Annotated in this window: 12 protein-coding genes; 6 read left to right on the forward strand and 6 right to left on the reverse strand. The window is 72.4% G+C overall.

Annotated elements, in window-relative coordinates; translation table 11 throughout:
* Positions 1 to 217: 217 nt before the first annotated feature.
* From ACFCZF_RS08970 to ACFCZF_RS08980, 3 genes are read right to left on the reverse strand one after another with little or no spacing between them, the layout of a single operon-like run.
* A complete protein-coding gene (locus ACFCZF_RS08970; RefSeq protein ID WP_376671081.1) occupies positions 218 to 2,389 on the reverse strand; it encodes a hypothetical protein in 2,172 nt (723 codons plus the stop codon).
* Between the two features lie 52 nt (positions 2,390 to 2,441).
* Positions 2,442 to 3,164: an NAD(P)-dependent oxidoreductase gene (locus ACFCZF_RS08975; RefSeq protein ID WP_376671082.1), complete on the reverse strand. Its 723-nt coding sequence runs from the start codon at positions 3,162 to 3,164 to the stop codon at positions 2,442 to 2,444.
* 34 nt (positions 3,165 to 3,198) lie between these two features.
* Positions 3,199 to 4,161, reverse strand: a complete 963-nt coding sequence (locus ACFCZF_RS08980; RefSeq protein WP_376671083.1) for an EamA family transporter — start codon at positions 4,159 to 4,161, stop codon at positions 3,199 to 3,201.
* A gap of 81 nt (positions 4,162 to 4,242) precedes the next feature.
* On the opposite strand from ACFCZF_RS08980, the gene ACFCZF_RS08985 reads away from it, so the two are divergent.
* Positions 4,243 to 5,142 (forward strand): LysR family transcriptional regulator, encoded by a 900-nt coding sequence (locus ACFCZF_RS08985; RefSeq protein ID WP_376671126.1) that lies wholly within the window; start codon positions 4,243 to 4,245, stop codon positions 5,140 to 5,142.
* 74 nt (positions 5,143 to 5,216) lie between these two features.
* On the opposite strand, the gene ACFCZF_RS08990 is transcribed toward ACFCZF_RS08985, so the two are convergent.
* Together ACFCZF_RS08990 and ACFCZF_RS08995 are read right to left on the reverse strand one after the other, a co-directional pair.
* Positions 5,217 to 6,737, reverse strand: coding sequence for an MFS transporter (locus ACFCZF_RS08990; RefSeq protein ID WP_376671127.1), 1,521 nt, complete (start codon positions 6,735 to 6,737; stop codon positions 5,217 to 5,219).
* A 139-nt stretch (positions 6,738 to 6,876) separates the two neighbouring features.
* On the reverse strand, positions 6,877 to 7,518 hold the full coding sequence (locus ACFCZF_RS08995; protein WP_376671084.1) for a TetR/AcrR family transcriptional regulator: 642 nt from the start codon (positions 7,516 to 7,518) through the stop codon (positions 6,877 to 6,879).
* A 40-nt stretch (positions 7,519 to 7,558) separates the two neighbouring features.
* Between ACFCZF_RS08995 and ACFCZF_RS09000 the strand changes: the two genes are divergently transcribed.
* From ACFCZF_RS09000 to ACFCZF_RS09010, 3 genes are read left to right on the forward strand one after another with little or no spacing between them, the layout of a single operon-like run.
* Positions 7,559 to 8,467: a virginiamycin B lyase gene (locus tag ACFCZF_RS09000; protein WP_376671085.1), complete on the forward strand. Its 909-nt coding sequence runs from the start codon at positions 7,559 to 7,561 to the stop codon at positions 8,465 to 8,467.
* Entirely contained in the window at positions 8,464 to 9,180 is a 717-nt protein-coding gene (locus ACFCZF_RS09005; RefSeq protein ID WP_376671086.1) for a CatB-related O-acetyltransferase, read from the forward strand. The genes ACFCZF_RS09000 and ACFCZF_RS09005 overlap by 4 nt, the downstream gene beginning before the upstream one ends.
* Before the next feature lie 56 nt (positions 9,181 to 9,236).
* Positions 9,237 to 9,929 carry a DUF5701 family protein gene (locus ACFCZF_RS09010; RefSeq protein WP_376671087.1) on the forward strand — a complete coding sequence of 231 codons (693 nt, stop codon included), beginning with the start codon at positions 9,237 to 9,239 and terminating at the stop codon, positions 9,927 to 9,929.
* A 4-nt stretch (positions 9,930 to 9,933) separates the two neighbouring features.
* Here ACFCZF_RS09010 and ACFCZF_RS09015 read toward each other — a convergent pair whose 3' ends face one another.
* Positions 9,934 to 11,022 (reverse strand): PP2C family protein-serine/threonine phosphatase, encoded by a 1,089-nt coding sequence (locus ACFCZF_RS09015; protein WP_376671088.1) that lies wholly within the window; start codon positions 11,020 to 11,022, stop codon positions 9,934 to 9,936.
* 179 nt (positions 11,023 to 11,201) lie between these two features.
* On the opposite strand from ACFCZF_RS09015, the gene ACFCZF_RS09020 reads away from it, so the two are divergent.
* Positions 11,202 to 11,723 (forward strand): glutathione peroxidase, encoded by a 522-nt coding sequence (locus ACFCZF_RS09020; RefSeq protein WP_376671089.1) that lies wholly within the window; start codon positions 11,202 to 11,204, stop codon positions 11,721 to 11,723.
* Between the two features lie 74 nt (positions 11,724 to 11,797).
* Complete coding sequence (locus tag ACFCZF_RS09025) at positions 11,798 to 12,658, forward strand: MerR family transcriptional regulator (RefSeq protein ID WP_376671090.1); 861 nt, start codon at positions 11,798 to 11,800, stop codon at positions 12,656 to 12,658.
* Positions 12,659 to 12,729: the final 71 nt, after the last annotated feature.

Here is a 12,729-nt window from a genome sequence, read left to right on the forward strand (position 1 = left end):
CCTTGTCCCGACTGGGGGTGTGGGGGGACGGTTTTTCGACGGGGTGCGGTGGGGTGGTGGTTTTTTTCTCCGTGGTGGTCGGGTGGCCTCCTCGGGGGGGGCGGGGGGTGCCGCCCGGTGCGGCGTAGAAGGCGAGGAAAGCGAAGGGACTTGGGTTCATTTAGAGTGAAATGAGAAGGAAGCCCCTTCATGGCCTCGCCGCGGGCAACGCTAGCACTCAGCCCGGTATCAAGTCGCGCAGATTTTCGAGGGTGACGACCCGGGAGTCCGGGTGCAGCCCCTCGGGGCGTTCGAGACCGATGTACGTCACGGGCTCCTCCGGGACCGGCCCGCCGTCCCACAGGTCCAGGGCCGTGGTCTCGCGGGACATCAGGTCGATCAGGTACCCGATCGTGAGCTGCTCGCGCTCCACGAGTGCACGCACCACCTTGGACACCGACAGCTGGTTCTCCTCGACCCGGTTCTGCGCCGAGATGCCCTTCAGGTACAGGTGCAGCCACTTCGCACGCCACCTGCCGTCGTCCCCGCGCCGGAAGGCCAGGGGCAGCGCCACCCGACCCGTCCCACGCAGCTCCGACTTCATCCGCACCGTGCGCGGCTCGAACGGACGGCCCCTCTGCGCACCCTCGCGCAGCATGAAGCCGAAGAACGACTCCTCGACCTCCTCGAAGCTCTCGCCCGCGTAGATGTTGACCTGCGGGACGATGAACGTGCTGCGCACCCGGTCCAGGGACAGCTCGATGAACTCCGAGGCCCCGTCGGGCGCCTCGGTGACATCGCCCGAGTGCTCGCCCCCGACGGCGGTGAGGGCCGTGTAGGAGAGCCAGGAGTCGGTGCTGTAGTCGCTGTGCAGGAGCAGGGCCGACAGGTCGTAGTCGGTCCGGTGCTCGGTTTCCTTCCAGTACATGAAGAAGCGCAGCCGTTCGCCGTCGACCTCCGAGACCGAACCCCGCGGCAGTACGCCGAACCCCGCCGCGGTCGCCCTGCCACTGAGCGGGAGCGCCACGTCGAGGATGTCGGGGTCGAGCAGCAGCCGGCCCGGTACCGGGAGCCGGCGGCGCATCTCGGCGTCGAGGGCGGCGATCAGGCGGTCGCGGTCGGCGGCCGGTACCGGAGGCCGGGCGTCGCGGGCGACCCAGGCGCGGCCCCGGCGGTTGATGAAGATGCGGGGTTCGTCGGTCTCCCGCTCCCGATTGTGGAAGTGCTCACGGACCGAGAGGACGACCCGGCCGGAGACCTCGGGAGCGACCTCCACCGCGGCGGCCACCACCGCGTCCCGCTCCTCCTGGTCGGCGGCGATGCGCAGCAGGACGTCCAGGGCGCGGAACAGCCTGCCGGGCGCGGACTTCAGCAGCCTCACCGCACCGGGGACGTCGGACTCGTCGAGCAGCTGCTCAAGGCGGCTGCCGAAGGACCGCGCCTCCTTCTCGCCCCGCGCGACGGCGAACACGTCGGCGGCGTGCGGCCAGCTCGGGTACTCGTGCGGATGGAGACGCTCACCGAGACGCTTGAAGGGCTCCCGGTGCGCGTGCACGTCGGCGAGCTTCGCGGGGTTCGCCGCGACCACCGCGTCGAGGCCCGCGAGCAGTCCCCGGCGCACCGGCCGCGGCAGCGTCCGGAACCGGGTCGGCTCCTGGAGCGTCACGTCGCCGCCCGACAGCGCGCAGGCCAGCCGCAGCACATCGGTGACGGTGTCCAGCAGGAGGCCGGCGCCGACGCCGAGGCGGGCCTCGTTGACGACCGCCCGGTTCTCCCGGACGGGGATCGTCTCCGGCTGCGGGCCGAGCGCGCATCGCTCGGCGAGGGCCTTGAGGTCGCGCAGGTGGTCCTCGCCCAGTGGCGTCGTGCTGCCCGCCAGCGCCAGGTACAGGTCGGTGAGTTCGTCGTCCAGGTCCCGTCCGAGGTGCAGGACGGTCACCCGGTCGCCCGCCGCGGCGATCAGTTCGTCCTGCGCCGCGAGCATCTCCTCGTAGGTGTGCTGGTAGCGGCCGTACGCGGGAAGGCTGAGCAGGTCCAGAACCCCGTGCGCCAGCTGCGTCAGCACGTTCTCGCGCGACGTGTCGTCGCCGAGCGCCTTCGTCACGCACCGCATCCAGAACTCTTCGGTGTCCGGCACGTTCGCCGGGAAGTCGATGAAATACGCGTTGTGCCGGACGTGGTCGCCCACCATCTCGCTCACGGTGTGCAGCGTCCGCTCGGCCGTGTGCAGGACCGCGGCCTCGGACAGCCCGGACAGCCGCTCCAGCAGCTCGGCCGAGAGCTTGAAGCCCACGGATGTCAGCGCCGCGTCGAACTGCCGCGCGGCGGCGGCTCCTTCCCCGGCAGAGCCCTCGGGGGAGGGAAGGCGGTGGGTATGCCGGATGACCAGCGATGCGAGACTGTGCGCCATTCGGGGATGATCGCAGAGGTGTGCGAGCCGGCGCACAGGAGTTTTCCACCGCTCATGTGGACGGGTGTTCGGCGTGCACGACCGTGATGAGAGGGTCGGTGCCCGGGGTCTCGATTTCGTCGACCACGGCGACGGCCAGGTCTTCGGCGCTGATCCGGGACAGGCCGTCGGCGCCGGTGAGCAGGGTGTCGGTGCCGAGGCGGTAGCGGCCGGTCCGTTCGCCGGGTTCGAGCAGTGCCGGAGGACTCAGGTAGACGCAGTCGGCGTCGGTATGGGACTGGCAGGCTCGCAGCTGGGCGATTCCGGCGGCGGCTACGGCCCTGATGTCGGCGGGCACGTACGCCGGGTTGTCGGCGACCAGCAGATCGCGGTCGCCGGGGCTGCGCAACGCGCCGGCGCCGCCGACCACGAGGACGCGGACGCCGAGCCGTGCGGCGACGTCCAGCACCGTGCGGGTGGCGCCGACCAGGAACTCCTCGTCGACCGGCACGGTGCGCAACGCCAGTACGACGGCGTCCGCGGGGCCGTGGGAGGCGGACCCCGCGAGCGCCTCGCGTACGGCGTGCGAGTCGTTCGCGTCGACCGCGATCGGCGTCACGTTCGGCTTGCCCGGGTTCCTCGGGTCGCCCGGGTTCCTCGGGTCGCCCGGGTTCTCGCGCTCGGGTTTCCGGGACAGGGCGAGTACCTGGTGTCCGCGAGCGGCGGCCTCGTCGGCCACCCGGCTGCCGACCATTCCGGTGGCGCCCAGTACGGCGATCGTCATGCCTGTCTTCATCGGGTCCGTCCTTCTCGTACGTGCGCGTCGGCCATCAGGTCTGCTCGGATTCGGTCTTCTCCCGGACCGCCGGACTGCCGCGCGCCGCGCGGCCCGACCGGTTCGGGACGTTGAGCTGCGCCGCGAGCAACGCGGTCAGGGCGAGGGCGAAGCCGAAGGTCTGCGGCAGGTTCAGTGACTCGCCCAGCCCGATGCCGATGACGGTCGCGACGAGCGGGGACAGCAGCACCAGCGGAGCGGACGCGCCGACCGGCAGCTTTCCGATGCCGCGGAACCACAGCGTGGACGCGATCAGACCGCCCGCGCTGCCGAGCCACAGGTATCCGCCGGCGGCTCCGGCGTCGATGCGCGGCGGCGCTCCCTCGATCGCGAGGGTGAGCGGGAGCAGGAGCGCACCGCCCGCCGTGAGTTGCCAGCCGGTCAGGGTCAGTGGGCCGACGCCCGCGGGCAGCCCCCACCGCTTGGTGAGGACGATCCCGGTCGCCATGCCGGCCGTACCGGCGAGGCCGGCCGCGACCCCGACGGCGTCCAGCCGGGCCTGCGGCCCCAGTACGACGAGCCCGACACCGACCACGCCTGCCACGCCCCAGACCAGCCGCCAGGCCGTGGGCCGGTCGTGGAGCAGCGCGACGGCCAGCCCGGCGACCATCAACGGCTGGGCGGCACCGAGGGTGGCGGCGACACCGCCCGGGAGTCGCTCGGCCGTCACGAACAAGAGGGGGTACAGGGCACCGATGTTGAGCGCGCCGAGGACGGTGGCCTTCCACCACCAGTCCCCGCGCGGGAGCACGCGGGTGATCGCCAGCGCGAGCAGCCCGCCGGGCAGTGCGCGCAGCATTCCGGCGAACAACGGGTGTCCGGGCGGGAGCAGTTCCGTGGTGACGACGTAGGTCGTGCCCCAGACGGCGGGGGCGAGTGCGGTCAGGGCGAGGGTGGCCGCCTGCCACGCGTACGGGATGCGCGGCGGTCTCGGTGCCCGCTCGGTCGAGGTGTGCATGTGAGGCAGTCTCAGGACCAGCCCGGCCATGCGTCCAACACATGGTTGTCATCGCAGCCATGAGCCGAAACGATGGCCGGTGTGGACCTCCAGCAGATGCGCTACGTCGTCGCCGTGGCCGAGACCCGTAACTTCACCCGCGCCGCCGAGCGCTGCTTCGTGGTGCAGTCGTCGCTCAGCCACCGGATAGCCGGCCTGGAACGGGAACTCGGGGTCAAGCTGTTCGCCCGGTCCAGCCGCCGTGTCGAACTGACCCCCGCAGGGGCGGCGTTCGTCGCCGGCGCACGCGAGTGCCTGGCCGCCGCCGACCGCGCCGCCGCCGACGCCGCCGCCGCGACCGGCGTGGTACGCGGCCGGCTCGCCGTCGGCGTGATCGTGACGACCGCCGCCGTCGACGTACCGGAGCTGCTCCAGCGGTATCGCGCCCGGCACCCGGACGTGCACGTCGCTCTCCGTTCCGGACGCAGCGACGAACTGGCGGCGGCGGTCCGCGAAGGCGATCTGGACATCGCCTTCCTCGGCATGCCGGAGAGTGCACGGCCTTCCGGTGTGGAGTGCGTCGTCCTCGCCCACGACGAGCACGTGCTGATGGTTCCGGCCGGGCACCGGCTGGCGGGCGTTTCCCGGGTCACCCTGCCGGAGGTCGCCGAGGAGACGTTCGTGGACTTCGTGAGCGGGACACCCGCCCGGGCCCAGTCCGACCAGGCGTTCGCCGCCGCGGGCCTGGCCCGTGACGTCGCGTACGAAGCCGGCGTCGTGGAGCTGATCACCCGGCTGGTCGGGCGTGGGCTCGGCATCGCGCTGCTGCCGTCGGCGTTCATCCGGCCGCGGGCCGACGACGACCCCGGGCTGACGCTGGTCCCGGTGGTCGACGGACCGCGTCGCGTCGAGTACCTGGTGTGGAGCCGCTTCAACCCCAGCCCGGCCACCCGGGCGATGCTCGACGTCCTGGCGGTCGGACCGCCGTCAGCACGCTCCTGACCCGCGACGGCTCACCCGGCGGTGACGACGGGGCTGCTCACCCACCACCTCGACCGGCTCTTCCGGTCAGGGGTTCAGCCCCGCTCGGCGCCGTCCGCCGCCACCGCCCGGCCTCCCGGGTGGCGCAGTGCGCAGAAGTAGCCGACCGCGAGGGCGACGGCCATGGCGTAGAAGACCCACTGGTTGGCCTCGGCGAAGTCCATGCGGATCGCGGGCATCGCCCCCCGCATCGTCGTCTCCGTCGCGCCGTCGCCCGTGGGGGTGCGGGCGTCCGCGTTGCCCGTGATCGCCTCCGTGACGTCGCGGGCGACGGAATGCTCCGCGTCCGGCGGTACGCCGCGGGTGCGGAGGGTCTCCGTGACCCTGTCGGTCATCGTGTGGGTCAGCATGGTGCCGAAGACGGCCAGGCCCACGCTCGCCGCGTAGTTGCGGACGGTCTGGGTGATGCCGGTGACCTCGCCGTACGAGGCGTTGATCGCGCGGTTGACAGCGTCCGTCGACGCCGGGGCCAGGATGAAGCCGATGCCCGCGCCGGCGAGCGCGACGTAGGGCCACTGGTCGTGCATGGACAGGTCGGTGAGCTTGCCCGCCCAGAGCGCGAAGCCCACGGCGCCGACCGCGCAGCCGATCCGCATGGCCGGGCGGGCGCCCCGCTTGTCGAGGATGCGGCCGCCCCACTGGGAGGCGATGGCGAACCCGGCGAAGAAGTACAGCAGGTACAGCGCGGCCTGGTTGGGTGAGGCGCTGAGGGAGACCTGGGCGTAGACCGAGGCGAAGAAGAACACGGGGACGAACGCCAGCATGGCGAAGAAGAGCACCAGCGTGTCCACGGTGAAGGCGCGGTCGCGGAAGACGGCCAGGTTGATCAGGGGGTGGCGGCGGGTGGTGCGCAGCTCGTAGTGGCAGAAGAAGGCGAGGAGGGCGAGGCCGCCCGCGATGCAGAGCCACGTCGCCGCGCTGTCCCAGCCCCAGGCCGACGCCTGCTGGAAGCCGAGCACGCTCAGGCCCATGCCGGCGACGATCAGCAGGGCGCCCCTGACGTCCAGCGACTCGTCGCGGCGGCGGTCGGAGATGTGGGCGAGCGCGGTGAGGATCAGCGCGATGATCGCGACGGGAACGTTGACCCAGAAGATCGCCCGCCAGGTCCAGGCGGTCAGCCAGCCGCCGAGCAGCGGTCCTACGGCGGTCAGGGCGCCGGTGAGGCCGAAGAAAAGGGCCAGGGCGCGGCCCCGGCGCTCCACGGGGAACACCGCCACGACCACGGCGAGCGCGGCCGGGAAGAGCAGCGCGGCGCCCAGACCCTGGGTGGCCCGGAAGACGACGAGCCAGGTCAGCGCGTGGTCTCCGGTGGGTACGCAGCCGCACAGGACCGAGGAGACGACGAAGACGAGGGTGCCCGCCACGACCACGCGGCGCGGGCCCCACAGGTCGGCCAGGCGTCCGCCGAGGGCGAAGAAGGCGGCCAGGGAGAGCAGGTAGGCGTTGATCACCCACTGCATGCCCGAGGTGGAGAGCCCGAGTTCGGAGACGATGTCGGGGGCCGCGATCGAGACGATCGTCTGGTCGATGAACGTCATCGCCACCGCGAACATCATGGCGGCGAGCGCCAGCGGCTGGGAGGCGGCGCGACCGGCTCCGGGTGCGTTCTCGTCCCGCTTGGTGTGCGTTCCGCTCACCCGGCCAGTCTGCGCCCGACCCCGCGCACCCGCATCCGGGACCGCCACCGGGGCGGGCTCAGGAGCGGCCGTACTCCGCCAGGGCCGGTGTCAGCAGGTCGAAGGCGCGCGGCGCCTCCCGCGTCAGCACCTGGGCGATCTCCGGGTTGGCCGAGCCGGCCAGCGTCAGTTCCTGGATGCGGGAGAACAGGACCCGGTGGACTCCGCCCAGCAGTGCCGCGGCCGTGCGGGGCGTGATGTCGTCGGGCGAGGTGGCCGTCGCCCCGGCCAGGGCCGCGGTCAGCGACTCCTCCCGCCGGTCGTGGAGGCCGCGCAGGCAGGAGGTGAGGGTGGGGCTGTCGGCGATCATGCGGGTGAAGGCCGGGCCGGCGAAGCCCGCGATCGGGTCCTGGGCCTCGACCGCCGCCAGGAAGGCACGGCGCAGGGCCGCCAGCGGGGTCTCGCCCGGTTCGCGCGCGGTGACGGTGCCGGCCAGGGCGGCGACGAATTGGTCCTGGTGGTCGAGGACCAGGTCCTCCTTGCGCGGGAAGTAGTTCGTCACCGTCTTCTTGGCGACGCGGGCGGCGTCGGCGATCTCGGCGATCGTCGTGCGCTCGAAGCCCTGCTCGATGAAGAGCCTGGTCGCGTGGTCGGAGATCAGCTGCCGCGTCTCGCGCTTCTTGGTCTCGCGGAGTCCGGGCGCCGGCGTGTTCAGGTCCATGCGGGCAATCTTACCACAGTAGTATTTTTATGTTGACAGCTTGGATGCCTCCTGCGTAATCTTACCCTCGATAAACGAATTTACGTTACGGGAGTTCACCGTCAGCAGCCCGGACGCCGGCCCCTACGCCCTCACCGAAGGGCCGGACGGCGCCCTCTGGTTCACCCTCGTCCACCAGGACGCCGTAGCCCGCCGGGACCCGGGCGACGGGAGTGTCACCGTCCACCCGGTCGGAGCCGGACCGACCGTGATCGCGCCGGGCCCGGACGGGGCGATGTGGTTCACCGAGTACCGGGCGCACCGCGTCGGCCGTATCGCCCCGGACGGCAGCTACTCCTCCTTCGCGCCCCCGACCCCCGAGGGCGGGCCGTTCGGGATCGTCGCCGGGCCGGACGGAGCCATGTGGTTCACGCTGTCCGGCGTCGACCGCGTCGGCCGCGTCACCATGGACGGCGAGGTCACCGAGTACCCGGCGCCCGGCGCCTTCCCGTCGGCCATCACGGTCGGCCCGGACGGGGCCCTGTGGTGCGCCCTCAATCAGCAGAACGCCGTCGGACGGCTCACCACCGACGGCCGCGGCACCGCCCACCCCCTGCCGACCGAGGGCGCCGCGCCGGTGGGCATCGCCGCGGGGCCCGACGGCGCGCTGTGGTTCACCGAGATCGGCGCCGGGCGGATCGGCCGGATCACCGTCGACGGCGAGATCACCGAGTACCCGCTGTCCGACCCCGCGACCCGGCCGCACGCGGTCACGGCCGGGCCCGACGGTGCGCTGTGGTTCACCGAGTGGGGCAGTGGCCGGATCGGCCGGATCACCGTCGACGGCCACGTCACCTCGTACGCGCTGTCCCGCCCCGACAGCGAACCGCACGGCATCGCCCGGCACGGCGGCGCCGTGTGGTGCGCGCTGGAAACCGGCTCCCTGGCCAGAATCGAGGTCACCGCATGACCGACCCCACCATCGACCCCACCACCGATCCCACCGACCCCACCACCGCTCCCGGGCCCGCCGCCGGCACCGCACCCGACCCCGGCGTCCTGCACCCGCTCGCCCAGCACCCGCGGGTCGTCCTCCTCAAGCCGCTCGTCACCGACGAACGCATCCAGGTCGGCGACTTCACCTACTACGACGATCCCGACGACGCCACCGCCTTCGAGACGCGCAACGTGCTCTACGCCTACGGGCCGGAGAAGCTGATCATCGGCAGGTACTGCGCGATCGCGTCCGGCACCCGGTTCCTGATGGCCGGGGCCGAGCACCCCACCATGGGCGTCTCGACGTTCCCGTTCACCATGTTCGGCGGCGCCTGGGCCGAGGCCACGCTCGACCTCGTCACCGGCATGCCCAGCCGCGGCGACACGGTCGTCGGCAACGACGTGTGGTTCGGCCACGGCGTCACCGTCATGCCCGGCGTGCGCGTCGGGGACGGGGCGATCGTCGCCGCGGGGTCGGTGGTCACCGGCGATGTCCCGCCGTACACCGTCGTCGGCGGCAATCCGGCCCGTCCCATCCGCAGCCGGTACGACGCCGACGACGTCGCGCGACTTCAGCGGGCCGCGTGGTGGGACTGGCCGGTCGAACTGGTCACCCGCCATGTCCGGACGATCATGTCGGGCAGTCCGGCCGACATCGAGGCCATCGCGACGAAGGAGCTCCCCTGACCGACACCAGCCGCAATCCCGGCCGCCCCGCGACAGCCTCGACGGAAGGAACCCGCTTGACCGACCGGACGCACCACACCATCGACTCCCCCGTCTTCGACGCCGCAGCCGAGTTCGACCGGCAGGTCCGCACACTCGACGCGCTCGGCTACCCGGCGCTCTGCGGGCGCACCCCGGAGCAGTTCGCGGAGCTGGTGGCACCGCTGCGCGCCGAGGCCGTGGCCCACGCGGGCGACCCGGGCCAGGAGTACGACCCCGCCGCGTCCGGCCGGGTGCCCTTCGTCCTGGTCGTCACCCGCGAACTCGCCCCGACCGAGCGGACCATGCCGCTGACCACGCTGCACGGGGGCCGGCTGCCCGGGTTCGTCGACCGCTCCTTCGAGCCCGGCTCCCTGGAACGGTTCGTCGCCACCGAGGAGGCCGAGCCGCCCGGCCGGGACGGCGTCCACCTGCTGTTCGACGTCGAGCGCGGGGAGGAGTTCTGCGGGGCCGTGCCGGGCGACGCGATGGCCACCGTCGCCGAGCGGGGCCGCGGACTGCTCACCATCGAGGAGGGCATCGCGCTGATGACGCACGCACCTCAGGTCCTGGTCAAGAACAAGTGCTTCTCGCTGGGCGGTTCACGGTCCGGCGACCGCCGGGTCCCGGCGATCTGGATCAGCCAGAAGGCCCCGAAGCTCGGCTGGTGCTGGGAGGGCAACCCGCACACCTGGCTCGGCATGGCGTCGGCCGGCGGCCGGCGGGCCTGAACGCTCACGCCGGCCCGGCCGCTCCCCCGCCGTCATGGCCCTGGTACCGCAGCAGCAGCATCGCGGCGTCGTCGTGGTGCGGTCCCGCCGCGTGCCGCACCAGGTCCTCGCGGAGGGCGTCCAGGGCCCGGTGGACGTCGCAGTCCTTCAGGAGGTGGGCACGTTCGGCGAGCGGGTAGAAGCCGCCCTCCTCGTCCCGGGCCTCCGTCACGCCGTCGGTGTAGAGGAGCAGCTGGTCTCCGGGGGTGAAGGGCACCGGATACGGCTCCGGGCCGGGGCCGCCGTGTGCGGCCAGGCCCAGCGGGAGGGCGTAGGAGGGCGGCTCCGGGAAGTCGGCGGTGCCGTCGCGGTGGACGACCATCGGGGCCGGGTGGCCGTAGTTGAGGAGGACGACCTGGTGGTCGTAGCCGATCTCGGCGACGATCGCGGTCACGAACTTCTCGTCCTCCAGCTCGCGGGCGACGCTGCGTTCCAGCCGCTCGCCGAGCTTGACCAGGTCCTTCTCGTCGTACGCCGCCTCCCGGAAGGCGCCGAGGACCCGGGCCGCGGTCTCCACCGCCGCCAGGCCCTTGCCCTGCACGTCGCCCACGATCACCCGGACGCCGTGCGGGGAGGCCATCACCTCGTACAGGTCGCCGCCGATCCGGGCCTCGGCGAGCGCCGAGGTGTACGAGACGGCCGCGTGCAGCGGGCCCGCGGTCAGCGGTACCGGGCGCAGCAGGACCCGCTGGGCCACCTCCGCGATCGACCGCACACTGGCCAGTTCCGCCTCCCGGCGCGAGCGCATCACGGCCGCCGCGATCCCGACGCCGGTCACACCGGCCACCGACACCATGGCGGTGTAGCCGCGGGGGCGGTCGAAGAGGCCGTTGTACAGGCCGAGGCCCACGCAGAGCAGCAGCGCGACCAGCCCGATCACCGCCGTACGCCGCCAGCCGCCGACCAGTCCGGCGAACGCCGGTCCCAGCGACACCAGCGGCAGGAGCCCCACCCCCGGCCCGGCCGTGAGGTCCACGACGGCGACCACGGTCATGGCCGCGGCGGGCGTCCAGGACAGCATCGCTGAACTGGACGGCGACTTCTTCACGGTCATGACTACTCCGGTGTCGCAGCGCTCAAGAGTCGCCTCTTCCCTGTTCTCAGGCGTCCCTCCCCAGTCTCTTAGACTATGCAACGGTTTGTTGGCGCAGGAGTTCCCGAGCGGTCCTTAATCCAATCGAGGCCGAGTGACGCGCCCGCCGGCGCGACATGTCGCGGGGCTAGCATCCGCTCATGACGACCTCAGAGAACACGCAGCGCGACGACAGTCTTCCCCTCGACGTCGGGATCGACGCCCTCCAGGGCGGATCCGCCGACCTCTCCCAGTACGAGGGCCGGGTCGTACTGGTGGTCAACGTGGCCTCCAAGTGCGGGCTCACCCCGCAGTACGCCGGCCTGGAGCGGCTGCACGAGCGGTACGCGGAGCAGGGCCTCACCGTGCTCGGCGTGCCCTGCAACCAGTTCATGGGCCAGGAGCCGGGCAGCGCCGACGAGATCGCCGAGTTCTGCTCGGCGACGTACGGCGTGACCTTCCCGATGACGGAGAAGGTGGACGTCAACGGGGAGGGCCGGCATCCGCTGTACGACCGGCTCGTCGGGTTCGCCGACGCCGAGGGGCACAGCGGGGACGTCCGCTGGAACTTCGAGAAGTTCCTGATCGGGCGGGACGGCAAGGTCGCCGCCCGGTTCTCGCCGCAGGCCGAGCCGGAGTCGGCCGAGGTCGTGGCTGCCGTGGAGGAGCGGCTGGCGGGTTGACCTTGCCCCTGGGGCAGGCCCGAGCGTCGTCGTCGCCGGGCGGAACAGGCCGCCCGGCGACGGAGGATGACGACGTGGACGATGCACGCGACGACGAGTTGCTGACCATCGGGGCGTTCGCCGCGCGGGCCCGGCTGTCGGCCAAGGCCCTCAGGCTGTACGACCGTATGGGCCTGCTGGTGCCCGACCATGTGGACGAGGCCACCGGCTACCGCTACTACCGCACCGGCCAGACCGAACGCGCCCGGCTCGTGGCCCTGCTGCGCCAGCTGGACATGCCGCTCGCGAAGGTCGCGGAGGTGGTCCACGCGGACGGGCCCGGGGCCGCCGTACTGCTCGACGCCTACTGGGCGGGAGTGGAGGCCCGGGTGGCCGGACAGCGGACGCTCGCCGACTACCTCCGTGGACGTCTTTCGGGGAGGAGCTCCGAGGTGTACGGAAAATTCGTGGTCGAGACGGTGGACGTGCCCGAGCAGGTGGTGATCAGCGAGACCCGGCACACGCTGGCGGGCGAGCTGCCGGCGTGGATCGGTGCCTCGCTGACCCGGCTGGAGGAGGCGGCGCGGGGCTGCGGGGGTGTGACGGCGGCGCCGTTCGTCGTCTACCACGCCGAGGTGTCGATGGAGAGCGACGGCCCGGCGGAGTCGTGCGTGCCGGTCGCCGACGAGGCGGCGGCCCGGGTGTGGAGCGAGGAGCGGGGGCGGGCCTGGCAGTCGCAGGTGCGGGTGGAGCCGGCCCGGCGGCTGGCCTACACCCGGATCACCAAGGCGCAGGTGGCCCATCCGCAGATCCTGGCCGCCTTCGAGGCGGTGGAGGAGTGGATCGCCGCTCAGGGTCTGACGGTGGCGGGTCCGTGCCGTGAGGTGTACTTCGCCGACTGGGAGGCGTCGGGCCCCGCGGACCCGGTGTGCGACATCGCGTTCCCCGTGAGCTGAGCTCGACCGAGCTGAGCCGACGCGGGACCGGAACTGAACAGAGCCCTCTCGGCAAGGTCGGCGAACTGGTC

The sequence above is a fragment of the Streptomyces sp. NPDC056296 genome (assembly GCF_042268605.1).
In the GTDB taxonomy this organism is placed as follows: Bacteria; Actinomycetota; Actinomycetes; order Streptomycetales; family Streptomycetaceae; genus Streptomyces.

Bases quoted from the DNA above. Each gene is read 5' to 3' on its own strand.
- ACFCZF_RS08970 (WP_376671081.1), bottom strand. From the start codon at position 2,389: ATGGCGCACAGTCTCGCATCGCTGGTCATCCGGCATACCCACCGCCTT.
- ACFCZF_RS08975 (WP_376671082.1), bottom strand. From the start codon at position 3,164: ATGAAGACAGGCATGACGATCGCCGTACTGGGCGCCACCGGAATGGTC.
- ACFCZF_RS08980 (WP_376671083.1), bottom strand. From the start codon at position 4,161: ATGCACACCTCGACCGAGCGGGCACCGAGACCGCCGCGCATCCCGTAC.
- ACFCZF_RS08990 (WP_376671127.1), bottom strand. From the start codon at position 6,737: ATGATGTTCGCGGTGGCGATGACGTTCATCGACCAGACGATCGTCTCG.
- ACFCZF_RS08995 (WP_376671084.1), bottom strand. From the start codon at position 7,518: ATGGACCTGAACACGCCGGCGCCCGGACTCCGCGAGACCAAGAAGCGC.
- ACFCZF_RS09005 (WP_376671086.1), top strand. From the start codon at position 8,464: ATGACCGACCCCACCATCGACCCCACCACCGATCCCACCGACCCCACC.
- ACFCZF_RS09015 (WP_376671088.1), bottom strand. From the start codon at position 11,022: ATGACCGTGAAGAAGTCGCCGTCCAGTTCAGCGATGCTGTCCTGGACG.
- ACFCZF_RS09020 (WP_376671089.1), top strand. From the start codon at position 11,202: ATGACGACCTCAGAGAACACGCAGCGCGACGACAGTCTTCCCCTCGAC.